Origin of the sequence: Lentilitoribacter sp. EG35 (assembly GCF_040784015.1) — a bacterium.
GTDB lineage: Bacteria > Pseudomonadota > Alphaproteobacteria > Rhizobiales > Rhizobiaceae > Lentilitoribacter.
In genome coordinates this window covers 656,366-680,861 of sequence record NZ_JBFNGQ010000001.1, presented here as the reverse complement: position 1 = coordinate 680,861, position 24,496 = coordinate 656,366, and the positions used below count along the sequence as shown (strand labels likewise).

Below are 24,496 nucleotides of genomic sequence, written 5' to 3'. Positions count from 1 at the left end.
AGTTATTACTCGTATCGCAAGGCTTGAACTGGATCAATTTTTGATGCGCGCCAGGCCGGAATCAGAGTCGCCAAAAATGTCAATACAAACGCCATGATAATAATTGAAACCGTCTCGCTAACATCCATATCGGCTGGCAACTGGCTTAAAAAATATAGTTCCGGGTCAAACACTGTTGTTCCAGATAACCACGAAAAGAAGTGACGGATATTCTCGACATTCAGACAAACCAATACGCCAAGCGCCACGCCTGCGCCTGTCCCGGCAACACCAATTGCGGAACCTGTCATAAAGAAAATGCGCATAACAGAACTTGATGTGGCACCCATTGTCCGCAAGATCGCAATATCCCTTCCCTTGTCTTTCACCAACATAATAAGGCCCGAAATAATATTTAGAGCGGCGACGAGTATGATCAAAGTTAAGATCATGAACATAACATTACGTTCAACTTCAAGTGCCGAGAAAAATGTACGATTGCGTTGCTGCCAATCTGTTATGAATATTTGACGTTCAACAGATGCTTCAATAGGTTGGCGATAGTCATCAACCATGTCCGGATCATCAATAAATACCTCAATTGACTGAACTTCATCATCTGAATTGAAATAAACCTGAGCTTCTTTCAGCGGCATATAAATAATCGATGAATCATATTCAGACATTCCGATCTCAAATACGCCAGAAATGGGATAAGCTTTTACCCGTGGCGTAACACCAAAAGGAGTTACATCTCCTTCCGGTGAAACAAGTGTTATATCATCACCTACAATAAGCCCGAGAGATTCAGCCATACGCGAGCCAATAAGAACACCATCTCCAGCGGCAAAACTGACTAAATCACCGGCAATTATATTTTTAGAGACCCAATCAAGGCGCGTAAGATCATCCATACTCACACCGCGAACCAATGCACCGCCACCTGCTCCGCCGTTGCCTGAAGCCAATGTCTGGCCTTCAACAGTAGGGATTGCCATTTGCACACCCGTTACAGCTTCAATGCGTTTTGCCAGGTCCAGATAATCATTCAATGGAGCATCAATTGGCTGAACAATCATATGGCCATTTATACCAAGAATTCGATTAATCAGCTCCGCGCGAAATCCATTCATCACCGCCATAACAATGATCAGTGTAGCAACGCCCAACATAATCCCTGCAAATGAAAACCCTGCTATAACAGAAACAACAGTTTCCTTCCGGCGAGAACGAAGATAACGCCAAGCAACAAGCCGTTCAAAAACACCAAATGGTTTTGCTTTTTCAGAAGTATTCATTTCGTCAGCCAAAGAGTGATCGCCTTTAGTCTATTTACCTGATGTCAGTTTGTTAATTGCTGCTTCAATTGTTAGATTATCGCGCTCCCCGGTTGCGCGAGACTTAAGCTCGACTTCGCCATTTGCAAGACCGCGCGGCCCGACAATGATTTGTTGTGGGACACCGATAAGGTCAGCGGTTGCAAACTTTCCACCAGCGCGCTCGTTGCGATCATCCAATAAAACATCAATCCCAGCTTTTGATAGCTCAGAATAGATCTTCATAGAGGCTTCGTCACAAGCTTCATCGCCCACTTTCATATTAATAATTCCCGCATTAAAAGGCGCAACAGAATCAGGCCAAATAATTCCATTTTCATCATGAAACGCTTCAATGATGGCGGGAACAAGGCGTGTAGGGCCGATACCGTATGACCCCATATGCACTGGGTGTTCGCGCCCATCTGGGCCCATCACCTTAGCACCCATAGCTTCTGAATATTTGGTTCCAAAATAGAATATGTGACCAACTTCAATACCACGAGCAGATACTTGCTCTGCGGCATCAATTTTTGCGAAGGCATCCATGTCATGCATTTCAGACGTTGCTGCGTAGGACGCTGTCCACTTATCAAAAATACCTTTCATCTCAGCGTGGTTTGAAAAATCAATATCTTCCGATGGGATATCAAAATCTAGGAAGTCTTTATGACAAAAAACTTCTGACTCGCCCGTGTCAGCGAGAATAATAAATTCGTGACTTAGATCGCCACCAATTGGTCCAGTATCTGCCTGCATGGGAATTGCCCGCAAGCCCAAACGATCAAAGGTGCGCAAGTAAGCAGCAAACATTTTGTAGTAAGCAAATTCGGCACTTTCTTGGTCGAGATCAAATGAATATGCATCTTTCATAATAAATTCACGAGAACGCATAGTACCAAAGCGAGGTCTAATTTCATCGCGAAACTTAGTCTGGATATGATAAAGGTTAAGCGGCAGTTCTTTATATGAACGTACATAAGACCGGAAGATATCTGTGATCATCTCTTCATTGGTCGGACCATAAAGCATCGCCCTATCCTGACGGTCGGTTATGCGCAACATCTCCTTACCATAGTCATCATAGCGTCCGCTCTCTTCCCACAATTCAGCAGATTGCACCGTGGGCATTAGACACTCAATTGCACCGCTACGATCCTGCTCTTGGCGTATAATCGTATTGACCTTATCCAAAACGCGTTTACCCAACGGAAGCCACGAATAAATACCAGCAGATTGCTGCCGGATCATACCTGACCGAAGCATGAGGCGGTGAGAAACTATCTCAGCTTCTTTTGGGTTTTCTTTCAAAATTGGTAAAAAATACTGAGAAAGGCGCATTCGAAATCCATCGATTTTTGAGGTTTGTTAACGAGGTGAAATTCCAACTGGAATCATTACCTACCTATTAAGAAACACTTCTAGCCCTTTACCTGCCGTGAGGAAAGAGCAATCACAAAATGCATGCATCTTTAACAGGAACGGTTAGGAGTTGAATAAATTTTGTCTGATTAAAATTTTAACGTGACAAAAAGACCTAGTTGGTCTACGTTGCAAAAAAAATGAGGCACAAGTGTCATAAATGTGTCCAAATCGCGATCAAGTCTTGGGAGGATTAGATCTCGGGCGCGCTTAGAGCGCTGCCACCGGCCGACGGTTAGGGATCCGCGACAACTTCATGGCAAGGCTTTTAGCCTTGCTTTTTTATTGGCCCTATCAAAATCATCCAAATTTCGGGAGGAAGGTAAATATATCTTCAAAACTTACCCCGAACACTTCAACAGTGATGTAAAAAATTGCAAACATCACACTCGCAACAATACTATTTATGATGATGATACGTCCAAATTTTGGGTCAGACGGTGCGCTTTTTACAGTTCCCAGTGTTACATCACCAGATTCTGCCTGAGACTTTCCTGTAAAAGGAAGTACTAAAAACAATGTGATCCACCACATGATGAAGTAAATTGCTAGATAGGTTGTAATGCCCATAATTTGGCTTTCGTTTAAACTTGTTCTAACTCAATTAAAGTGCCGGTAAAATCCTGCGGGTGCAAAAATAACACAGGCTTGCCATGCGCACCTGTCTTTGGTTCACCACCACCTAAAATACGAGCTCCTTGATTAATCAAGTGATCGCGCGCAGCAATGATATCATCAACCTCATAGCAGATGTGATGCATGCCACCTTTCGGATTTTTTTCCAAAAACGATGCAATGGGCGATGTATCATCAATAGCTTCTAACAACTCAATTTTACTGTTGGGAAGCTCTATGAAAACAACAGTCACACCATGTTCATCCAAACGTTGGCGCTCAGATACTTTTGCATTTAGCTTATCGGCATATTGCTTTATGGCAACATCAAGATCCGGCACAGCTATCGCCACATGGTTTAATCTGCCTAGCATAATGGCTCCTAAATCTTATCTACAAACACAGTCGCAATGGGCTTCTTTCCCCACTCTTCTCTTACAGCAGCACGTATGGCGCGTCGAACGGATTCCTGAACAAGTGCGAGGTCCTTTCGACGCACGCGCGGAATACTCTCTACCGCACCAATAATAGCGTCAAAAATCACATCATCAATCTCATCACCCGCACTATCATATTCAGGCAGACCAAAGCTACTTACCATCGGGTCACGATGGAATTCATGCCTGCTATTGAGCAGAACCTGAGCGCTAACATGACCGGCGAAAGAGAGCTTGCGACGAGCTGAAATGCCAAGTTCATCATAATCACCTATGAATCTTCCATCTTTGTAGATCCGGCCGCTTGGCGCATTGTCGATCACTTCTGGTTCACCAGGTGCCAAGCGAAGCATGTCGCCGTTACGAACATGCGGCACATGCGCAATACCATGCTCACTTGCAAGTTTTGAATGCGCAGTAAGGTGAGCTGCTTCACCATGCACAGGCACAAGTATTTCAGGGCGCACCCAATCATACATCTGTTTCAATTCATTGCGGCGCGGATGGCCAGAAACATGTATCGGCAATTCGTCAGAATCCTCTACAATTTCAATACCCATCTCTATCAGGCTATTTTTAATGTTCAGAATTGGCTTTTCATTACCTGGGATTGCACGTGCAGAAAACACAACTCTATCGCCTTTAGATAGTGCAACATGGCGCATCTCATCACGAGAAAGCTTAGCGAGTGCGGCGCGGGGTTCGCCTTGGCTACCTGTCATAATGATAACGACTTTGTCACGAGGAATAAAGCCAAACTCATCCTCTTCCAAGAAGTTTGCAATCCCTTCCATTAAACCAACTTCACGAGCAACAGAAACAACGCGCTTAATTGAACTACCCAAGAGCAAAACATCTCGTCCTGCACCTTCAGCCGCCTTTGCGATTGAACGAATACGACCAACATTTGATGAGAACGAGGTGATCGCCACGCGCCCGGGTGCTTCTTCAATCACATTGCGCAAGTTTGCACTTATTGACTGTTCAGTTGGCGATGCCCCTTCCCGCATAGCATTCGTGGAATCGCACATGATGGCCAATATGCCCTCATCACCCAACTCTCTAAATCTGTTCTCGTCCGTCAACGGCCCAAGCGACGGCGCATGATCAATTTTCCAATCACCGGTATGGATAGCTTTGCCGAGCGGTGTCTTAATAGCAAGTGAAAGAGGTTCCGGTATTGAGTGGTTAACCGCAATCGCTTCAATTTCAAATGAACCAAGTTCAAACTTATCACCGGCATTAAAAAGCGTAACTGGAATTTCTGATCTCGAGCGTTCATATGCGCGCTTGGCTTCAAGCATACCGGCAGTAAACGGAGTTACGTAAACAGGAACCTTTAAAAGTGGCCAAAGCTCATTTAGCGCTCCATAATGATCTTCATGGGCATGGGTAATGATAATAGCTTTTAAGTTATGTCGCTCTTCCTCCAAAAAACGAATATCTGGTAGAACCAGATCAACACCTGGGAGCTCATGATCTGGAAATGTGACGCCGCAATCAACCATGATCCATTCTCGATTTTGGGGTGAACCATACCCATAAAGAGCCAGATTCATACCAATTTCACCCACGCCTCCCAGCGGCAGGAATACAAAATCTTCACTATGCTTCGTCATCACAATACTTTCATACAGAATTACTTATCAAAAAACACGTCACCTGCGGAGATCTCAACGCTCTCTCCATCATCTTGTCGCAAAATCAGATTTCCGTTACCTGCCAAGCCAACGAACAAACCGTCCAGCGTTCGCCTAGGTAAATTGACTTTAATACTCTTGCCGATGCCAGCAGCCTTTTCAAGCCAAAGCTTACGTATAACGGCTATGCCATCGCTTTGTTTCCAAATATCAAGAACTATTTGCATCTCAGAATATAATTGAGTGAATAACTCCTGCGGAGAAACAGACGCGCCAAGTGAATTGATGGAAATCGTAGGGTAAAGACTTTCCTCAGGATGATGAGCAATGTTTACGCCACACCCAATGATAATCGCACGCTTACCATTAACGAGCTTCTCGGTCTCCAAAAGAATTCCGGAAACCTTAGCACCACTAATCAGAACATCATTTGGCCATTTTATCTGAGAGCGCTGGGCGCCCATTGGCAAGATCCGATCTATTGCCCTGCTCAACGCTATGGAAACAGCAAGCGGCAACGCCGAGAAGTCGGTTGATATATCATCCTCTAACAAAAATAGGGACGCATACAAGTTTCCAGGTTCAGAAACCCACGCCCGGCCACGACGGCCGCGCCCGCCAAGTTGCCTATTAGCAGTGACCCACAACCCACCTTTTTCACCAGATCTCGCATGTTCTAGACAAATATCATTGGTGGATGAAACGTCCGCCATCTCCAAATGACGCCATTCATTCAGGTGTGCATTGCTGCTCAGAAGAAAGTCCTAGCTGCAACATCAGCAGCTGTCCCAATACTTCCGCCTACAAGAACATAACCAAGAACGAACAACCCAGCTAAACTATAGACCAACTTCAGCTCACCTGCGACAGGAACAAACTCATGTTTGGATTCATCGAACCAAACAATCTTAACTATGCGGAGGTAATAATAAGCGCCGACAACTGACGCCAAGACGCCAATAACAGCAAGTGCATAGAGTTCTGCTTCTATAGCTGCAACAAACACAAAATACTTACCCCAGAAACCAGCAAGAGGTGGAATACCTGCGAGCGAGAACATGAAGATTGTCAACATCACAGCCATGGTCGGATTGGTTTTCGACAGGCCTGCTAGGTCACTAATATCTTCAAGCGAATCTTCCTTTGTACGCATTGCCAAAATACAAGCGAATGTTCCCAAAGTCATAATGGTATAAATAACCATGTAAAGAATAACACCCGATACACCAGTCATAGTGCCCGTGGAGAGGCCAACAAGCGCATAGCCCATGTGACCGATTGATGAATATGCCATCAAACGTTTGATATTGGTTTGTCCAATTGCTGCAAAGGCACCAAGAACCATTGACGCAATTGAGATAAAGACGACAATCTGCTGCCATTCAACAGTTATGGTTTGGAACGCCTCGATCACAAGACGAATCATGATCGACATAGCCGCGACTTTTGGTGCGGCTGCAAAGAACGCTGTCACAGGTGTCGGTGCACCTTCATAAACATCTGGTGTCCACATATGAAACGGTACCGCAGAGATTTTGAACGCGATACCGGCTAGCACGAACACAAGACCGAAGATGAAGCCAATTTCTGGTTTACCACCGGCAAGAGCCGACGCGATTTCGTCAAAGCCAGTATACCCCGTATAGCCATAAACCAAGGATGCGCCATACAGCAATATGCCAGACGACAATGCACCCAGTACAAAATACTTCAGACCGGCTTCAGTCGACTTCTGATTATCACGGTTAATTGCTGCGATAACATATAAAGCAAGAGATTGCAGTTCCAAACCAAGATATAGCGCAATAAGATCGTTGGCAGATATCATCAACATCATACCGACAGTGGCTAACAATATAAGAATTGGAAACTCGAATAACTTAGTTTCATCATTATTCTGATGGCCAATAGCCATAATGAGAGCAATTCCAGAACCGCCTAGCGCCAGTATCTTCATGAAACGTGCAAACGGATCAGAAAGATATGCGCCGTTAAATGCTTCACCTTCCTTAAAGAAGAAGACCAGCAAGATTGCAGCGATAATTAAAAGCGCGACCGAAAGTTGATTAACAAGATTATGTGCTGCTTTGCCGCCGTAAACGCCAATCATGAGCAAAACCATAGCACCACATGCCAAAACAAGTTCTGGCAGAACGTTTTGCAGGCTAGCTGTAAGGATCTCAGGAGTCATATGAGTAGTATCCTCGTCTTATTTTGCTGACATTGTCATTGTGTGAGCAGCTTCAACAGCTACCGAATATTGATTAACTAACGCATCTACCGAAGCGGCTGTCGCTTCAAATACAGGTATTGGATAAACACCAAAGAAGATGACGAGAGCGATGAGTGGGTAAAGAATTACTTTTTCTCTTCCGGAAAGATCAAGTAACGCTTTTAGGTTTTCCTTTTCAAGCGCACCAAATATCACGCGCCTGTAGAGCCATAATGCGTATGCGGCAGACAGAATAACACCTGTCGTTGCAAACAGTGCGGCCCAAGTAGACACTTGGAATACACCAAGAAGTACCAAGAATTCACCAACAAAACCAGACGTTCCCGGTAGGCCGACATTGGCCATTGTAAAGAGCATGAACGCGACGGCGTAGTTCGGCATATTATTGACCAAACCACCATAAGCAGAAATTTCACGTGTATGCATACGGTCATAAACAACACCAACACATAAGAACAATGCACCAGACACCAGACCGTGAGATAACATTTGGAAAATCGCGCCTTGAACACCTTGTGCATTCGCTGCAAAAATCCCCATTGTTACATAGCCCATATGGGCAACAGACGAATAAGCAATCAGCTTTTTGATATCAGACTGCATCATCGCGACAAGCGATGTGTAGACAATCGCAATGGCTGAAAGCCAAAACACAAATGGTGCAAAGTCTGCTGACGCAACAGGAAACATTGCAAGTGAGAAACGAATAAGCCCGTAACCGCCCAATTTCAACAAAACGCCTGCCAAAATCACTGAACCAGCGGTTGGCGCTTCAACGTGCGCATCAGGCAACCACGTATGAACCGGCCACATCGGCATCTTCACAGCAAAGGAGGCGAAGAACGCCAACCACAGCCATGTCTGCATCGAAATAGGGAACTGATAGGCCAGAAGCTCAACAATATTTGTCGTACCGGCTTCCCAATACATCGCCATAATTGCCAAAAGCATAAGAACTGAGCCAAGCAACGTATATAGGAAGAATTTGAAACTTGCATAAACGCGTCGCTTACCACCCCAAACACCAATAATGATGAACATTGGGATAAGGCCAGCCTCAAAGAAGACGTAGAACAACACGATATCAAGTGCGCAAAACACACCTATCATCAATGTTTCCAAGATCAGGAACGCGATCATGTAATCACGCAAGCGACTTTCAATAGAAGTCCAACTGGCTAGAATGCAAAGCGGCATAAGGAAAGTTGTCAAAATGACAAACAGCATCGAAATTCCGTCGACACCCATATGGTAGGAAATCCCTGTTCCAAGCCAATCCATTTTCTCGACCATCTGGAAGCCCGGATTTGCATTGTCAAAATTCTTCCATATGAAGAGTGACAAAACAAACGTGAAAAGCGTTACTAGAAGCGCAACATTACGGATATTACGGCGTCCTGTCTGGCTGCTATCATCTAGAAACAGAAGAACAAGTACACCAATTAGCGGAACGAATGTAACCGTTGAAAGTAGTGGCCAATCAATCATTTAAAGTGCACTCCCAAGCATCATCCATGTAGCCAATGCTGCAATACCTATCAACATGGCAAATGCGTAGTGGTAGAGATATCCAGTTTGAAATTTAACAATCCAGTTCGTAATCGACTGCACACGAGCAGCGACTCCGTTTGGTCCATAACCGTCGATTATACGACCATCTCCCTCTTTCCAGAGGAACGTGCCAAGCCACTTGGCTGGACGCACAAAGATAAAGTCATACAGCTCGTCAAAGTACCATTTATTGAGCAAGAACTTGTAGAGCATATTAAAATCTTCTGCTAAACGCTTCGGCGTTTCTGGCGAGCGAATATACATGTAATATGCTGTTAGGAAGCCAATGAGCATTGCAGCAAATGGGCTCCATTTCACCCATAGCGGCACATGGTGGTAATCATCCACAAGCGTATTTCCTTCAAGCGTAAATAGAGCGCTCTGCCAGAATTCCGCATAGTGATGATGATCGAAGAAATGACCAACGAATACGACACCAGCTAGCAACGCACCTACAGCCAGAATATATAGCGGCACTAACATAACAGGAGGAGATTCATGAACATGATGCATAACATCTGCTGATGCTCGAGGTTTGCCATGGAATGTTAAGAAGATTAAACGCCAAGAATAAAAGCTTGTGAACAATGCCGCAACAACGAGCAGCGTGAAGGCAAAACTTGAGGCGATCATCGGCGACGCATAAGCAGATTCAATAATTGCATCTTTTGAGAAGAAACCAGCCGTACCAATTATAGTTCCTGGAATTCCAACACCAGTAAGCGCAACGGTGCCAATCATCATCATCCAATAGGTTTTCTTAATGTGCTTGCGCAATCCACCCATACGGCGCATATCCTGCTCATCTGACACAGCATGAATGACTGAACCAGCACCAAGGAACAATAAAGCTTTAAAGAAAGCATGTGTGAACAAATGGAAAATAGCTGCGCCATAAGCGCCAATTCCAAGTGCAACAAACATATAACCAAGTTGCGAACAAGTTGAATAAGCAATCACACGCTTGATGTCATTCTGCACAAGGCCCACTGTTGCAGCAAAAAATGCTGTAATTGCGCCAATAACAGTCACAACGACCAGTGCACTTGGGGCAAACTCAAAAATCGGCGACATACGTGCAACCAAAAACACTCCGGCGGTAACCATGGTCGCAGCATGAATAAGCGCAGAAACAGGTGTCGGACCTTCCATCGCATCAGGTAACCAAGTGTGAAGCAAGAACTGAGCTGATTTCCCCATTGCTCCCATAAAGAGAAGCAGACAACAAATTGTCAGTGCACCATTCTTGTCCAACTCCATACCAAAGATATTCGCAATGATCTGGCCCTTTTCGGCCGTTGGGGCAAACTCAGCAGCACCAGCGAATATAGCATCAAACGATACAGAACCGAACAACATGAAAATGCCGAAGATACCAAGAGCAAAACCAAAATCACCCACACGGTTAACAATAAAAGCCTTCATGGCTGCCGCAGAAGCAGACGGTTTTTTAAACCAGAATCCGATTAGAAGATAGGAAGCAAGTCCAACACCTTCCCAGCCAAAGAACATCTGAACCAGATTGTCCGACGTGATCAACATCAACATAGCGAATGTGAAAAGTGACAAATAAGCAAAGAAACGAGGACGGTGTGGATCGTGGTGCATGTAACCAATGGAATAGATATGAACCAAAGTTGATACAGTATTCACAACGACAAACATGACTGCCGTTAACGTATCAATGCGCAAAGACCAATCGATTGAGAGCGAGCCGGATTCAATCCAGCGTAAAACCTGTATCTGGATAACATCAACATCGCCCATGGCAACTTGAAAAAACGCAACCCAGGACAAAATTGCAACAATAACCATCAAGGTACACGTCACATATTCCGAAGCCTTGGCGCCTATGCCACGGCCAAAAAAGCCTGCGATAATTGCCCCGATAAGAGGCAGGAAGACGATTGAGTGAAACATGGGTTAGCTCTAGCCCTTCATCATGTTGACGTCTTCCACGGCTATAGAGCCGCGGTTGCGATAGAAAATAACCAGAATAGCCAGACCGATTGAAGCCTCAGCGGCTGCAACAGTAAGGATAAACAATGCGAAAACCTGACCAACAAGATCATTAAGATGCTGCGAGAACGCAACCATATTAAGATTAACCGACAGCAAAATGAGCTCGACGGACATCAGAATAACGATGACATTTTTCCGATTTAAGAAAATTCCAAAAACGCCTATCGTAAAGAGTATAGCGCTAACGGTGAGATAGTGTGAAAGACCGATTTCCATAATGTATCCTCCCCGCTCCTAAAGGCCTTGACCTGGTTTAACTTTAACAACTTCAACAGCAGTCTCAGGACGACGCGCAACCTGGCGTGAAATATCCTGACGCTTAACATCTGGTTTATGGCTCAATGTCAAAACGATCGCTCCAATCATCGCAACCAACAATATAAGACCTGCTATCTGAAAAAATGCGATATAATCAGTGTAAAGAATGTCACCAAGCGCTTGCGTATTTGTGCGATCAAGAGGAATTGGGCTGGCCCCACCAACACCCGCTTCGACATGGAATAAGTTTCCGCTCAAAACCACGACCAACTCGACCACCAGTATCAATCCGACCAACGCTCCAATAGGCGCATACTCAAGTGCACCGCGTTTTAACTCGGCAAAATCTATATCCAGCATCATGACGACAAACAGGAAGAGAACCGCAACAGCACCGACATAAACGACCAATAAGATCATTGCCAAGAACTCTGCGCCCGTTAATAGGAACAGGCCAGCTGCATTGAAAAACACCAAAATGAGAAATAGCACGGAATGTACGGGATTGCGCGCTGCAATAACCATCAAAGCCGAAGCTATCGCGACAAATGCGAATATGTAGAAAAACAGAGCCTGAAGACCCATGATTACGACCTTTTCATTTTGGCAAGCTTCCCCTCGCCCAATCAGGAGTTCACCCGACCAAATTTTACATTCCGACACCCACATGAATGGGGTGCAATTCTTGCTCAACGACTACCTGTAAGGTGAATCCATTGAGATATTCCGAGCAATTTCCCGCTCCCAACGATCACCATTAGCAAGAAGCTTTTCTTTATCATAGTAAAGCTCTTCACGCGTTTCCGTTGCAAATTCAAAATTCGGACCTTCGACGATTGCATCAACCGGGCATGCTTCTTGACAAAAACCACAATAGATACATTTGACCATGTCGATATCATAACGAACCGTACGACGTGTTCCGTCATTCCTGCGCGGTCCAGCTTCAATAGTGATCGCTTGCGCAGGACAAATTGCTTCGCACAACTTACATGCAATGCAACGTTCTTCACCATTTGGATATCTGCGAAGCGCGTGCTCGCCGCGAAAACGCGGAGAGATCGGACCTTTTTCAAAAGGATAGTTGACTGTGGCTTTGGCTTTAAAAAAATACCGCATTGCCAAGAAAAACGCGCCTACAAATTCTTTCAAGAATAGTGATTTTGCTGCTTGTCCAATACCCATCTTAAGCGCTCCATCCAGTGAATTTCAACACAAAGGCAGTAATCACAACCATTGCCAATGAAATTGGTAAAAAGACTTTCCAACCAAGACGCATAAGCTGATCATAACGGTAGCGAGGAACAAAAGCCTTTACCATGGAGAACATGAAGAACATCATGCAGGTTTTAAGAACAAACCAGATAATACCCGGCACCCAGTTTAAGAACCAAATATCCACTGGAGGCAACCAACCACCTAAAAACAAAATAGTTGCAAGCGAACACAAGAGCATGATTGCCAGATACTCACCAAGCATAAACATCATGAAAGGCATGGATGAATATTCAACCATATAGCCAGCAACCAACTCAGATTCTGCTTCTGGCAGATCAAATGGCGGTCTGTTTGTCTCTGCCAATGACGAAATAAAGAAAATTACAAACATTGGGAAAAGAGCAAGCCAGTGCCAATCCAAGAATGAGTTTGGCAATCCAAGTTTTGTGCCAAATCCATCCTGTTGAGATAGAACAATGTCAGTCAGATTTAGCGAGCCGACTGCTAGCAACACAGTGACAATCACAAAACCAATAGACACCTCATAAGATACCATTTGTGCAGCGGAACGAAGCGCGCCAAGGAATGGATATTTAGAGTTGGATGCCCAACCAGCCATAATCACGCCATATACTTCCAGCGAAGAAATCGCGAAAACATACAGGATACCAACATTGATATTGGCTATAACCCAATTTTCATTAACCGGAATAACAGCCCATGTCGCCATGGAAAGTGTGACTGAAACCAAGGGCGCCAATAGAAAAACCGTTTTATCGGCACCTGCTGGAATAATAGGCTCTTTAAAGGCAAGTTTTAAAAGATCAGCAAAAGATTGGAATAATCCCCAAGGACCAACGACATTTGGTCCGCGTCTAAGCTGCACTGCGGCCCAAATTTTACGGTCTGCATAAAGAATATAAGCAATGAAAACGAGCAAACACACCATGAGGAGCAATGATTGCCCGATCATGATCGCTGCTGGCCAGACATATGTTGAAACAAAAGTATCCATATTCTGATTACCTATTCCGCTGCCACTTTAGTGTTACCCGACGCCAAAGCTGAACATTCTGCCATAACAGCTGAAGCTCGTGCTATTGGGTTTGTCAGATAGAAGTCTTTTACCGAAGAAGCAAATGCTGCCTTATTCATTCGGCCTGATTTTTTTGCTAATTTAGAAATATCCCCTGAATCTGCAACAGAAACCTCGTCTACATCTGCAAAATGAGGGTGAGCTTCATAAAGTAAAGCACGTAGTTCTGCAAGCGAATCAAATCCAAGTTTATGACCAAGCACATCTGATAGGGCTCGAATGATCGCCCAGTCGTCTTTAGCTTCACCCGGCGCAAAAGCTGCACGGTTTGAAACTTGTACTCGACCTTCCGTATTTACATAGGTGCCCGATTTTTCAGTATAGGTTGCTGCCGGTAAAATAACATCCGCATGATGGGCACCATTATCACCATGAGAACCGATATAGACAGTAAAGCCAGCAGTCTTCTTCGTGAAATCCAACTCATCCGCTCCAAGTAAGAACAGAACATCTGCACCAGTTAACATATCATCAGCAGACATTGCGTCTTTTGATGGAACAAACCCAAGATCTAAACCACCAACACGCGCGGCGGCACTATGTAAAACAGCAAAACCATTCCAGTCTTTAGTAATAGCTTTTGCATTTTCAGCAATTTTTGCAGCATTTGCCAGGATACCTGTACCATCTGCACGAGCAAGAGCGCCCTGCCCTATGATAATCATCGGACGTTTTGCGCGTTTCAATTTCGCAGCAAATTTGTTCTTACCATCTACAACATCTTTAAGCGTATCAGGACCAGCACCAAGATACTCATAATCATAACGAAGGTCTGTCTCGTCTCCGATCACGCCTATTGGCATTTCATTTGAACGCCAAGCTTTGCGGATACGGGCATTTAAAACAGAAGCCTCAAAACGAGGGTTAGAACCGATAATCAAAACAGCATCAGCGTCTTCGATCCCTTCAATTGTTGGATTGAAAATATATGATGCGCGACCCAAACTTGGATCAAGCGCTGCACCATCCTGACGACAATCAATATTTTCAGAACCAACAGATGAAAGAAGTGTCTTAAGTGCAAACATTTCCTCAACGCTTGCCATATCACCTGCAATCGCGCCAATTTTATTAGCTTTAGCCTTTGAAACAGCTGCACCAATCGTATCAAATGCCTCAGTCCAACTTACAGGAGTTAAACGGCCATTCTTCTTTACATATGGGCGATCAAGACGCTGCGTTTTCAAACCATCCCAGATGAAACGGGTTTTATCAGAGATCCACTCTTCATTCACCGCCTCGTTCATGCGCGGCATAATACGCATAACTTCGCGCCCGCGCGTATCAACCCGAATAGCAGAACCACATGCGTCCATAACATCAATGGATTCTGTTTTATTCAGCTCCCAAGGACGAGCCTGGAAAGCATAGGGACGTGACGTCAATGCACCCACTGGGCAAAGATCAATCACATTACCTTGCAACTCAGACGTCATGGCTTGTTCAAGATACGTTGTAATTTCTGCATCTTCACCACGACCGATCAAACCAAGTTCAGAAATTCCAGCAACCTCTGTTGTAAAGCGAACACAACGTGTGCAGTGAATGCAGCGATTCATGATCGTTTTAACAAGTGGTCCAATATATTTATCTTCAACAGAACGTTTTGATTCTTGATAACGTGAATTATCGATACCAAACGCCATTGCCTGATCCTGCAAATCACACTCACCGCCCTGATCACAAATCGGGCAATCAAGCGGATGGTTGATTAACAAAAATTCCATCACGCCTTCGCGTGCTTTTTTGACCATTGGCGTGTTTGTGAAAACCTCCGGAGGCTGGCCTTCAGGACCTGGGCGAAGATCGCGAACACCCATAGCACAAGATGCTGCTGGTTTTGGCGGACCGCCCTTTACTTCAACCAAACACATGCGACAGTTGCCAGCGATGGACAAACGCTCATGAAAACAAAAACGCGGCACTTCCGCGCCAGCTTCTTCACAAGCTTGTAACAATGTGTAGTGGTCGGGAACCTCGACCTCATTTCCATCAACTTTGATAACTGCCATAGTCAGTTGTCCACTTTATTTTCAATCTACGATCCAAAGATCGAATTTATCTTCAAAACTCTCAAACCAAAGGCCAAGAGCCAAAACTACTTATTCAGCCGCTTCTAATCTCGTATTCGTCGAATTATCAGCGTTTCGTGTATATGCATCAATCCGCGCCTCAATCTCAGGACGGAAATGACGGATCAAACCTTGAATAGGCCATGCTGCAGCATCACCAAGGGCACAAATCGTGTGACCTTCAATCTGTTTTGTAACGTCAAACAACATGTCAATTTCGCGTTTTTGCGCATTGCCAGACACCATGCGCTCCATAACACGCCACATCCAGCCAGTACCCTCGCGGCAAGGTGTGCATTGACCACAGCTTTCATGTTTATAAAATGCTGAAAGACGCGCAATCGCCTTAATAATGTCCGTAGATCGATCCATCACGATCACAGCTGCCGTACCGAGGCCCGACTGCAACTCACGCAAACTATCAAAATCCATCGGGCAATCAATGATCTGTTCCGCTGGTACACAAGGCACCGAAGACCCACCCGGTATAACTGTTAAGAGGTTATCCCAACCTCCGCGAATACCGCCACAATGTTTATCAATCATTTCACGGAAAGGAACCGACATTTCTTCTTCAAACGTCGCAGGTTTATTTACGTGACCAGATACACAGAAGAGTTTTGTGCCAGCATTGTTTGGACGCCCAAAGCCTGCAAACCAACCAGCTCCACGACGCAAAATTGTAGGCGTTACGGCAACTGATTCAACATTATTGACAGTAGTCGGGCAACCATAAAGTCCCATATTAGCCGGAAATGGAGGCTTCAAACGAGGTTGGCCTTTTTTACCTTCCAAACTTTCCAATAAAGCTGTTTCTTCACCGCAAATATAAGCACCGGCACCATGATGGAGATATACATCCATATCCCAGCCAAGTTTGCTATTCTTGCCCAGAAGACCCGCGTCATAGCATTCATCGATTGCAGCCTGCATAGCTTCGCGTTCGCGCATATATTCACCGCGGATATATATGTATGTCGCATGCGCACCCATTGCAAAACCTGCAATCACACATCCTTCAATCAGCGTGTGCGGATCATGCCGCATAATATCACGGTCTTTACATGTGCCGGGCTCGGACTCATCAGCATTGATGACGAGGTAATGCGGACGTCCATCGCTTTCCTTTGGCATAAATGACCATTTAAGCCCTGTTGGGAAACCAGCACCACCACGACCACGAAGACCAGAAGCTTTCACTTCATTGATGATCCAATCACGCCCTTTATCAAGGAATTTCTTTGTGCCATCCCAATGACCACGAGACATAGCTCCCTTAAGAGACTTGTCATGCAAACCGTAGATATTTGTAAAGATACGATCTTTATCTTGTAACATAATCTATCCTCTATCTCGGTTTCTTGCCAAAGACTTTGATATATTCAGCTTCACCACCCTTAGCGAGTGCCTTGGCTTGTTTTATCCAGTCATCACGGTCAATGCGGCCTTTGAATTTCAAATAACCATCAACCCATTCACGCTCGGCCTTTTTCCACTTGGAAACTTGCTCGAACTTATAAATACCAAGTCCGTTCAACACACCTTCCAATTTTGGACCAACACCAGAGATCAATTTCAGATCATCGGGCTTGGCTGGTTTGCGAACTTTTGGCGGGCGGTTTTTATCATCAAGAGATGCAACTGCGGCAGGTTTAGAAGCGGGCGACTTTGCTGGCGCTTTAACCGCAGTAGTTTTTGATACTGTCGTTTTAGCCGCCGCTGGCTTTGCCTTTGCAGCAGCCTTAACAGGTGCTTTTTTCGTGGCCGCCTTTTTCGTTGGCGCTTTTTTTGCCGCTGATGACGAACGCTTCTTTGAAGGATCTTCTAAAAGCGTAACTGGTCCACCTTCAGGCGCAGAGAATATACGGTCTATTTGAGGGCCAGTGGGAACATCGTCACCTTTACCAGCTTCAAAACGCTCTATGATAAATGACAAACGCTCTGGCGTTAAATCTTCATATGCATCCTTGAAAACCATGACCATTGGAGCATTTACACATGCGCCCTGACACTCAACTTCTTCCCAAGACATTGTCCCAGCTTCATTTGTCTTAAATGGTTCTGGGTTAATGCGTTTTTTACAAAGCGAGATCAGTTCTTCCGAGCCGCGCAACATGCATGGCGTTGTACCACAAATCTGAATATGCGCGCGCGTTCCAACTGGCTTAAGCTGGAATTGCGTATAGAAAGTAGCAACTTCCAATGCGCGAATATAAGGCATGCCAAGCATATCAGCGATATATTCAATAGCTGTTTTCGTAACCCAGCCATCCTGCTCCTGTGCAAGCATTAAGAGCGGAATAACCGCGGACTGCTCGCGGCCTTTTGGATATTTCTTGACCCACACTTTTGCTTCTGCTGCAAATGTGCGGTTGAACTTAAAACTCTCCGGCTGGAGATTATCTTCTGCTAAGCGGCGTACAGACATTATTTCCCCTTACGCGGCCAAAATTACAATAAAGTGAAGGTGTCCATTCATCGGTCAACCTCACCAAACACGATATCCAACGACCCCAACACTGCTGACACATCAGCTAGCTGGTGGTTTCGACAGACAAAATCCATTGCCTGCAAATGCGCATAACCAGGTGCGCGAAGTTTACAGCGATATGGTTTATTTGAGCCATCTGAAACAAGATAGACACCAAATTCACCTTTCGGCGCTTCCACTGCGGCGTAAACTTCACCCTCCGGCACATGATAGCCTTCGGTATAGAGTTTAAAGTGATGGATCAAAGCTTCCATAGAACGCTTCATTTCAGAACGTTTTGGCGGCACCATTTTGCCATCAAGAGATGACACTGGCCCAGTCGCTTCTTTTCCCAAAAGCTGATCGATACATTGACGCATGATCTTCGCAGATTCGCGCATTTCAATCATGCGGATCAAATAGCGATCGTAATTATCACCGTTTTTGCCGATTGGAATATCAAAATCAAGCTCGGAATAACACTCATATGGCTGCGAGCGTCGCAAATCCCATGCAGCACCAGAACCACGAACCATGACACCAGAAAAGCCCCATGCCCAAGCATCATCAAGAGCAACAACACCTATATCAACATTACGCTGTTTAAAAATGCGATTGTCGGTCAATAGACCTTCGATATCATCGCAAGTTTGTAAAAATGGATCAATCCACTTGCCGATATCCTCTACAAGTTCTTGTGGCAAATCCTGATGAACGCCACCAGGGCGGAAATATGCAGAGTGCATACGCGCACCACATGCTCGTTCATAAAAAACCATTAGTTTTTCGCGCTCTTCAAAGCCCCAAAGTGGTGGTGTTAGCGCACCAACATCTAGTGCCTGCGTCGTAATATTCAGAAGGTGGGATAAAATCCGCCCAATTTCAGAATAAAGCGCACGAATCAACTGGCCACGTTTTGGAACTTCAACTCCCATAAGACGCTCAACAGAAAGAGCGAACGCGTGCTCCTGATTCATCGGCGCGACATAATCAAGGCGATCAAAATAAGGAATTGCTTGAAGATATGTCTTGGTTTCAATCAGTTTTTCTGTTCCACGGTGCAGAAGCCCAATATGCGGATCAACACGCGTAACAACTTCACCATCAAGCTCTAACACTAAGCGCAATACGCCGTGAGCAGCTGGGTGCTGTGGGCCGAAGTTGATATTAAAATTACGAACATTATGCTCGGTTTCAGCTTGTTTGGTCACAACTTGATCACTCATGGCATTGTCACTCATGATTGACCCTCCGCCTTTTCATCACCTGGGAGAACATAGTCGGTCCCTTCCCAAGGGCTGAGGAAATCAAAATTTCGGAATTCTTGCTTCAATTCAACTGGCTCATAAACGACGCGTTTTTGTTCGTCGTCGTAGCGAACCTCAACATAGCCTGTTGTCGGGAAATCTTTGCGCAGCGGATGACCTTCAAAACCGTAGTCTGTCAGAATACGTCTTAAATCCGGGTGACCTGTAAACAATATGCCGTACATGTCATATGCTTCGCGTTCAAACCAGTCAGCGCCTACAAATACAGATGTAGCCGATGGCAATGTCTCACCTTCGCCGACAGCAACTTTAATACGAATACGAGTATTCTGCTGTGGTGACATAAGGTGATAAACAACATCAAAGCGTTTTTCGCGCTGCGGCCAATCCACACCACAAATATCGATGAAGCTTACAAATTTGCAGCGGGCATTATCGCGCAAAAATGTCAGAAGCTCTATGATACCGTCTGTTTCAGCCGTAATTGTAAGTTCGCCATAGGCAATCTCGGTCTCTTTAACCGAGGCACCTAGTGCTTCTTTAACTACACCTGCGAGTTCTTCCAAAGTTTCGCTCATACTTTTCTCTATCGCTCAATTGTACCGGTACGGCGGATTTTCTTTTGCAGCATTAATACACCATACAAAAGAGCTTCTGCCGTCGGAGGGCAACCAGGCACATAAATATCCACTGGAACAATTCGATCACAGCCGCGTACGACTGAATATGAATAATGATAATAACCGCCACCATTTGCGCATGAACCCATTGAGATCACATATCTCGGTTCTGGCATTTGATCATAAACTTTACGAAGAGCTGGCGCCATCTTATTGGTCAATGTGCCAGCAACAATCATCACATCAGATTGGCGCGGCGTACCGCGAGGTGCAAAACCAAAACGCTCGACATCATAACGCGGCATAGACGTATGCATCATCTCAACAGCGCAACAGGCAAGACCAAATGTCATCCACATAAGTGAGCCCGTACGCGCCCAGGTAATGAGGTCTTCAGCTGACGTTACTAGAAAACCCTTGTCGGCTAACTCATTGTTCATCTCGCCAAAAAACGCATCATCAGAACCTACTGGCTTACCCGTATTCGGATCAAGAATGCCCTTAGGTTGAGGAGCAATTAATGTTGTGTCCCCTAATCCCATTCCAGAGCTCCTTTTTTCCACTCATATGCAAAGCCGATTGTAAGAACGCCCAGAAACACCATCATTGACCAAAATCCAATCCAGCCGATATCAGCAAAAGATACAGCCCAAGGAAACAGAAACGCAACTTCCAGATCAAAAATAATAAACAGAATGGCAACTAGATAGAAACGAATATCAAACTTCATTCGCGCATCATCAAATGCATTAAAGCCACATTCATATGCAGATAGTTTTTCTGCATCTGGTGCTTTGTATGCCAATGCAAAAGGTGCAATGAGCAAAGCCAGCCCAATTACAAGCGATAATCCCAGGAAAATCGCAATTGGTAAATAATCACCAAGAAATTCAATCATTATTTCACTTCCCGTACGATAGCTTGAATGCAGTCCGCTATCTCACCATCGGTTTGACGAAACGATATTGACTATTAGTCGTTTGCCCGTGGTTAGCGCAGGCAGACAAAACGCGCAAGAGTCTGAATGATGATTTTTGAATTAAGCAGTGAATTAATCGACACTTCATTAAAAACGTGATCAAACTAAGGCGAAAAAGAATAAAGATAGACGATATTCTATACCACAGCTTATCCCGAAAAGAATCGATTAGGCTTGAAATACACTCATATAAAATATGATAAAAGTAGTCAAGTTTAAAAACAGATAACATACAACTGAAAAGAATGAACAACCATACTAATCGATCAGCTACAATAATTTCTGGAAATTTTAAGGTGGTGCACTCTGAGGAAGAAACCTTGAACACTTTTGATGAGTTAACTGAGGTGTTCGAAAATTGGCATATTCAGCTCCGCGTAGCCAATTTTGAACGATTTACAGATTTACCTGATGAAGTTCAGGAAGAATGCGAACCTGATTCCTCTACGCCACATCAAGACTATGAGCCCGGAGGGATGTCATGACCTCTGCCAATCAACAAAAGCGCCCTGCTCCGCTTTCTATTCGACTAACTGGTCGCGAACGCAAGAAATTAGAAAAGCTGGCTGGCGAAAAGTCTTTGAACAAGTATATCAAAGATCAGATTTTTACCACCCCATCAAAATTGCCCGATTCTGAGATCATGGATCGATATGAAATGCTCGCTCGGATTTTGTCAATATTGGGCGAAAACGATGTTTTCGGAAATTTGGATCGTGTTGTTAAAGCCATTGATCGCGGTGAGTTGGAACTGAATGACCAACAACAAGAGCAGATTGGCGCAGCATGTTTGCTGGTCTTGGAGATACGGAATGATCTCATAAAAGCTCTTGGGCTAAAACCGCCACCGATTTTTGAAGAACGAGATAATTGATGATTCTGCACGGCAATCAGCGCGGCGGCTCGAAAAATCTCGCCTTGCATCTCATGAAAGATGAAAACGAGCATGTCGAAGTCCATGATGTGCGCGGGTTTATTTCGCGCGATGTCATGGGCGCGTTGACTGAATCCTACGCCCTGAGCCGCGCAACAAAATGCAGACAACATTTGTATTCGTTAAGTCTCAACCCCCCAAAAGACAAAGACGTGACCGATGAGGATTTTATCGAAGCGGTTGAATTGGCAGAACAACGCCTCGGTCTGTCCAAACAACCGCGTATCATCGTTTTTCATGAAAAATACGGTTCTGACGGCGAATTACGCAAACATGCGCATGCGGTGTGGAGCAGGATTGATACAAGCCGGATGAAAGCCGTGCAGCTTTCCTATACGAAGAGAAAATTACAGGATGTTAGCCGTGAGCTTTATATTCGTCATGGATGGCGTATGCCCCATGGCTTTATAAATAAGCATTACCGCGATCCTAAAAACTTCTCGCTAGCAGAATGGCAGCAAGCCAAACGCCAAGACAAAGACCCAAAAGTTCTGAAAGCCATGTTTCAAGAACGCTGGTCAACATCCGACAGCTTGTCTGGCTTTGGTCATGCCCTAGAGGAACAAGGTTTTATATTAGCAAAAGGCGATAGACGTGGCTTTGTGGCGGTTGATTATAAAGGTGAGGTTTATTCGATCTCGCGATGGGTTGGCGTGAAGGCCAAAGCCGTACGCGAAAAATTGGGCGAGCCGGATAACTTACCGACCGTTGAAAACGCTCACGCGAAAGCAGCGACTATGACAGCGTACCGATTGAAAGAATTGCGCGATGTTCAAAATCAGAAAGTTGAGCGGTTCAAAGCGGTATTCGCCAAGCGCCGCGCTGTGCTTGCGGCAAAGAAAGCCCAAGAACAAGAGCGGCTTAAAATTTTACAAAGGCAGCGCCAAGCCAGAGAGGACGCACATCGCCGTGCACGTATCAGGCGCGGCCTTATCGGCTTTCTGGATCGCCTCACAGGCCGTAGGCGTCAAATGGAACTCCTGAACGCGCAAGAGCTGAATGAAGCGCTGAAACGTGATGTAAGCGAACGCAGAGTCGTCTCTGAAACCTATGAGCAACAAGATCAAAATTTAACTGCGCAAGATCGAGACAAACAGCAAGCTATCCAAGCCACCAATAATGACCTTCGCAGGGATATCAAATGGCTTGAACGTTCATCTGACCTCGATCAATCTGGCAGAGACGACGACAAAAACCAACAAACCCGTAACCGCGACGGGCCTGAACCCGAGATGTAATTTCTCTTGGCATTAAACAACTCTATAAATTATTTGACATAATTATTTATAATTGCAAATACTATCGAAATACAATTTATGAGGAAAACAAAATGTCATTGAACTTACAACCTATGAAGTGGTCAGATGTAACACATATTGATGATATCAAACCAATCGGTGAAACTGACCATGCTGTTTTTTCAGAAATAAAAGACGTTCTCAAGCGTCACAATGCGCTCGATAGATTTGGTATGTTCTTAGTCCATAAGCATTTTGAATTATCAGAAAATGAATATGTGCTCGAGGAAACAGACGAAGAAAATCGCCTGCAAACGTTATCAGTCGTCGAAGGGAATGACCCGGAAAAAGATACGATACAAACTATGTGGCGCTTTGCTGAAGAGGGTGCAGAACTGGTTACAGTTTGCGAACTACGATGTGATTATTTCTTAGGGCACAAACAAAAACATGTAAAAGTTGGACGTTAAGTTTATGTGATATCCTTAATGAGTTGGATTGGTACGTCTCCCCATTCGGCATTCCAATCCGTTGCAGTTTGGTTGTCCCAGTTTTTTCCTATATAGCCTGCATCTTCATAGAATTTGGTTGCAGAATTTACAGCATTCACACCAGAGAATTTTGCTCCAAGCGTAAACATAGCATTTTCAGATATCGTGAGCATCTTTCTCCCAAATCCTTGTGATTGATACTTTTTATCGATCAGGACATTTGTAATACCAAATATTTGGTTATCATATTTGGATTTTCCAAAACTAATCGTACCAACTGGCTCTCCGAAGGCTTTGAAAACGAAGTGGTCAAGTGATTGCTCACTCCAAAAGGGCAGAGAATCTAAGCAAATTACAGCTTGTTCAATTTCAATCTTGTCAGAAATGCGCGGAGATGCGTGCAATTCTTGGAATTGCAAATAATTATTATCTTCAAAAACAGAAACTAGACTAAAAATACAACCTCTATATTAATAATCTATTCTATCACTTTCTTCTATTAACATGCAAAAATTGTTGCTGCAGCCAACTACCCAAGAACAAGCAATGAAACAAACCCGCAACCGCTACTGGCCTGAACCTGCAGTTTGATGATCGGGCATACTCTGCTCAGCCCAACAAAACTTTGACACAGAAC

25 protein-coding genes are annotated in these 24,496 nt (G+C 44.7%); 4 read left to right on the top strand and 21 right to left on the bottom strand.

Annotated features, from left to right (window positions below):
• Window positions 1-5 precede the first annotated feature (5 nt).
• The 20 genes from AB2J24_RS03135 to AB2J24_RS03040 form a co-directional block, all read right to left on the bottom strand.
• Window positions 6-1,277 (bottom strand): lipoprotein-releasing ABC transporter permease subunit, encoded by a 1,272-nt coding sequence (locus tag AB2J24_RS03135; protein WP_367384514.1) that lies wholly within the window; start codon window positions 1,275-1,277, stop codon window positions 6-8.
• Window positions 1,278-1,307: 30 nt separating this feature from the next.
• Complete coding sequence (proS, locus tag AB2J24_RS03130) at window positions 1,308-2,636, bottom strand: proline--tRNA ligase (RefSeq protein WP_162652371.1); 1,329 nt, start codon at window positions 2,634-2,636, stop codon at window positions 1,308-1,310.
• A 381-nt stretch (window positions 2,637-3,017) separates the two neighbouring features.
• Window positions 3,018-3,287, bottom strand: coding sequence for a DUF1467 family protein (locus tag AB2J24_RS03125; RefSeq protein ID WP_367384394.1), 270 nt, complete (start codon window positions 3,285-3,287; stop codon window positions 3,018-3,020).
• A gap of 14 nt (window positions 3,288-3,301) precedes the next feature.
• Window positions 3,302-3,706, bottom strand: coding sequence for a methylmalonyl-CoA epimerase (mce, locus tag AB2J24_RS03120; RefSeq protein ID WP_367384393.1), 405 nt, complete (start codon window positions 3,704-3,706; stop codon window positions 3,302-3,304).
• Window positions 3,707-3,714: 8 nt separating this feature from the next.
• Complete coding sequence (locus tag AB2J24_RS03115) at window positions 3,715-5,388, bottom strand: ribonuclease J (protein WP_162652374.1); 1,674 nt, start codon at window positions 5,386-5,388, stop codon at window positions 3,715-3,717.
• 20 nt (window positions 5,389-5,408) lie between these two features.
• Window positions 5,409-6,122 carry a biotin--[acetyl-CoA-carboxylase] ligase gene (locus AB2J24_RS03110; RefSeq protein WP_367384392.1) on the bottom strand — a complete coding sequence of 238 codons (714 nt, stop codon included), beginning with the start codon at window positions 6,120-6,122 and terminating at the stop codon, window positions 5,409-5,411.
• Between the two features lie 38 nt (window positions 6,123-6,160).
• Window positions 6,161-7,600: an NADH-quinone oxidoreductase subunit NuoN gene (nuoN, locus tag AB2J24_RS03105; protein WP_367384391.1), complete on the bottom strand. Its 1,440-nt coding sequence runs from the start codon at window positions 7,598-7,600 to the stop codon at window positions 6,161-6,163.
• A gap of 18 nt (window positions 7,601-7,618) precedes the next feature.
• Window positions 7,619-9,130 (bottom strand): NADH-quinone oxidoreductase subunit M, encoded by a 1,512-nt coding sequence (locus tag AB2J24_RS03100; protein ID WP_367384390.1) that lies wholly within the window; start codon window positions 9,128-9,130, stop codon window positions 7,619-7,621.
• Window positions 9,131-11,113, bottom strand: coding sequence for an NADH-quinone oxidoreductase subunit L (gene nuoL, locus AB2J24_RS03095; protein WP_367384389.1), 1,983 nt, complete (start codon window positions 11,111-11,113; stop codon window positions 9,131-9,133).
• A 9-nt stretch (window positions 11,114-11,122) separates the two neighbouring features.
• A complete protein-coding gene (gene nuoK / locus AB2J24_RS03090) occupies window positions 11,123-11,431 on the bottom strand; it encodes an NADH-quinone oxidoreductase subunit NuoK (RefSeq protein WP_367384388.1) in 309 nt (102 codons plus the stop codon).
• An 18-nt stretch (window positions 11,432-11,449) separates the two neighbouring features.
• Entirely contained in the window at window positions 11,450-12,058 is a 609-nt protein-coding gene (locus tag AB2J24_RS03085) for an NADH-quinone oxidoreductase subunit J (RefSeq protein WP_162652380.1), read from the bottom strand.
• 111 nt (window positions 12,059-12,169) lie between these two features.
• A complete protein-coding gene (gene nuoI / locus AB2J24_RS03080; RefSeq protein ID WP_162652381.1) occupies window positions 12,170-12,658 on the bottom strand; it encodes an NADH-quinone oxidoreductase subunit NuoI in 489 nt (162 codons plus the stop codon).
• 1 nt (window position 12,659) lies between these two features.
• Window positions 12,660-13,706, bottom strand: coding sequence for an NADH-quinone oxidoreductase subunit NuoH (nuoH, locus tag AB2J24_RS03075; protein ID WP_367384387.1), 1,047 nt, complete (start codon window positions 13,704-13,706; stop codon window positions 12,660-12,662).
• An 11-nt stretch (window positions 13,707-13,717) separates the two neighbouring features.
• Window positions 13,718-15,799, bottom strand: coding sequence for an NADH-quinone oxidoreductase subunit NuoG (gene nuoG, locus AB2J24_RS03070; protein WP_367384386.1), 2,082 nt, complete (start codon window positions 15,797-15,799; stop codon window positions 13,718-13,720).
• Between the two features lie 90 nt (window positions 15,800-15,889).
• Entirely contained in the window at window positions 15,890-17,197 is a 1,308-nt protein-coding gene (gene nuoF / locus AB2J24_RS03065; RefSeq protein WP_367384385.1) for an NADH-quinone oxidoreductase subunit NuoF, read from the bottom strand.
• Window positions 17,198-17,207: 10 nt separating this feature from the next.
• Window positions 17,208-18,287: an NADH-quinone oxidoreductase subunit NuoE gene (gene nuoE / locus AB2J24_RS03060; RefSeq protein WP_367384384.1), complete on the bottom strand. Its 1,080-nt coding sequence runs from the start codon at window positions 18,285-18,287 to the stop codon at window positions 17,208-17,210.
• 47 nt (window positions 18,288-18,334) lie between these two features.
• Complete coding sequence (locus AB2J24_RS03055) at window positions 18,335-19,555, bottom strand: NADH-quinone oxidoreductase subunit D (RefSeq protein ID WP_367384513.1); 1,221 nt, start codon at window positions 19,553-19,555, stop codon at window positions 18,335-18,337.
• An 11-nt stretch (window positions 19,556-19,566) separates the two neighbouring features.
• Entirely contained in the window at window positions 19,567-20,175 is a 609-nt protein-coding gene (locus AB2J24_RS03050) for an NADH-quinone oxidoreductase subunit C (protein WP_367384383.1), read from the bottom strand.
• A gap of 8 nt (window positions 20,176-20,183) precedes the next feature.
• Entirely contained in the window at window positions 20,184-20,759 is a 576-nt protein-coding gene (locus AB2J24_RS03045) for a NuoB/complex I 20 kDa subunit family protein (RefSeq protein WP_162652387.1), read from the bottom strand.
• Window positions 20,750-21,115 carry an NADH-quinone oxidoreductase subunit A gene (locus AB2J24_RS03040; RefSeq protein ID WP_162652388.1) on the bottom strand — a complete coding sequence of 122 codons (366 nt, stop codon included), beginning with the start codon at window positions 21,113-21,115 and terminating at the stop codon, window positions 20,750-20,752. The genes AB2J24_RS03045 and AB2J24_RS03040 overlap by 10 nt, the downstream gene beginning before the upstream one ends.
• A 401-nt stretch (window positions 21,116-21,516) precedes the next feature.
• On the opposite strand from AB2J24_RS03040, the gene AB2J24_RS03035 reads away from it, so the two are divergent.
• The 4 genes from AB2J24_RS03035 to AB2J24_RS03020 all read left to right on the top strand — a co-directional run bounded on the left by AB2J24_RS03035 (window position 21,517) and on the right by AB2J24_RS03020 (window position 23,838).
• Window positions 21,517-21,681 (top strand): hypothetical protein, encoded by a 165-nt coding sequence (locus AB2J24_RS03035; RefSeq protein ID WP_367384382.1) that lies wholly within the window; start codon window positions 21,517-21,519, stop codon window positions 21,679-21,681.
• Window positions 21,678-22,070 (top strand): hypothetical protein, encoded by a 393-nt coding sequence (locus AB2J24_RS03030; protein ID WP_367384381.1) that lies wholly within the window; start codon window positions 21,678-21,680, stop codon window positions 22,068-22,070. Before AB2J24_RS03035 ends, AB2J24_RS03030 begins: the two co-directional genes overlap by 4 nt.
• A complete protein-coding gene (locus tag AB2J24_RS03025; protein WP_367384380.1) occupies window positions 22,070-23,368 on the top strand; it encodes a relaxase/mobilization nuclease domain-containing protein in 1,299 nt (432 codons plus the stop codon). The genes AB2J24_RS03030 and AB2J24_RS03025 overlap by 1 nt, the downstream gene beginning before the upstream one ends.
• Before the next feature lie 92 nt (window positions 23,369-23,460).
• Entirely contained in the window at window positions 23,461-23,838 is a 378-nt protein-coding gene (locus AB2J24_RS03020; protein ID WP_367384379.1) for a hypothetical protein, read from the top strand.
• 2 nt (window positions 23,839-23,840) lie between these two features.
• On the opposite strand, the gene AB2J24_RS03015 is transcribed toward AB2J24_RS03020, so the two are convergent.
• A complete protein-coding gene (locus tag AB2J24_RS03015; protein WP_367384378.1) occupies window positions 23,841-24,278 on the bottom strand; it encodes a GNAT family N-acetyltransferase in 438 nt (145 codons plus the stop codon).
• Window positions 24,279-24,496 lie beyond the last annotated feature (218 nt).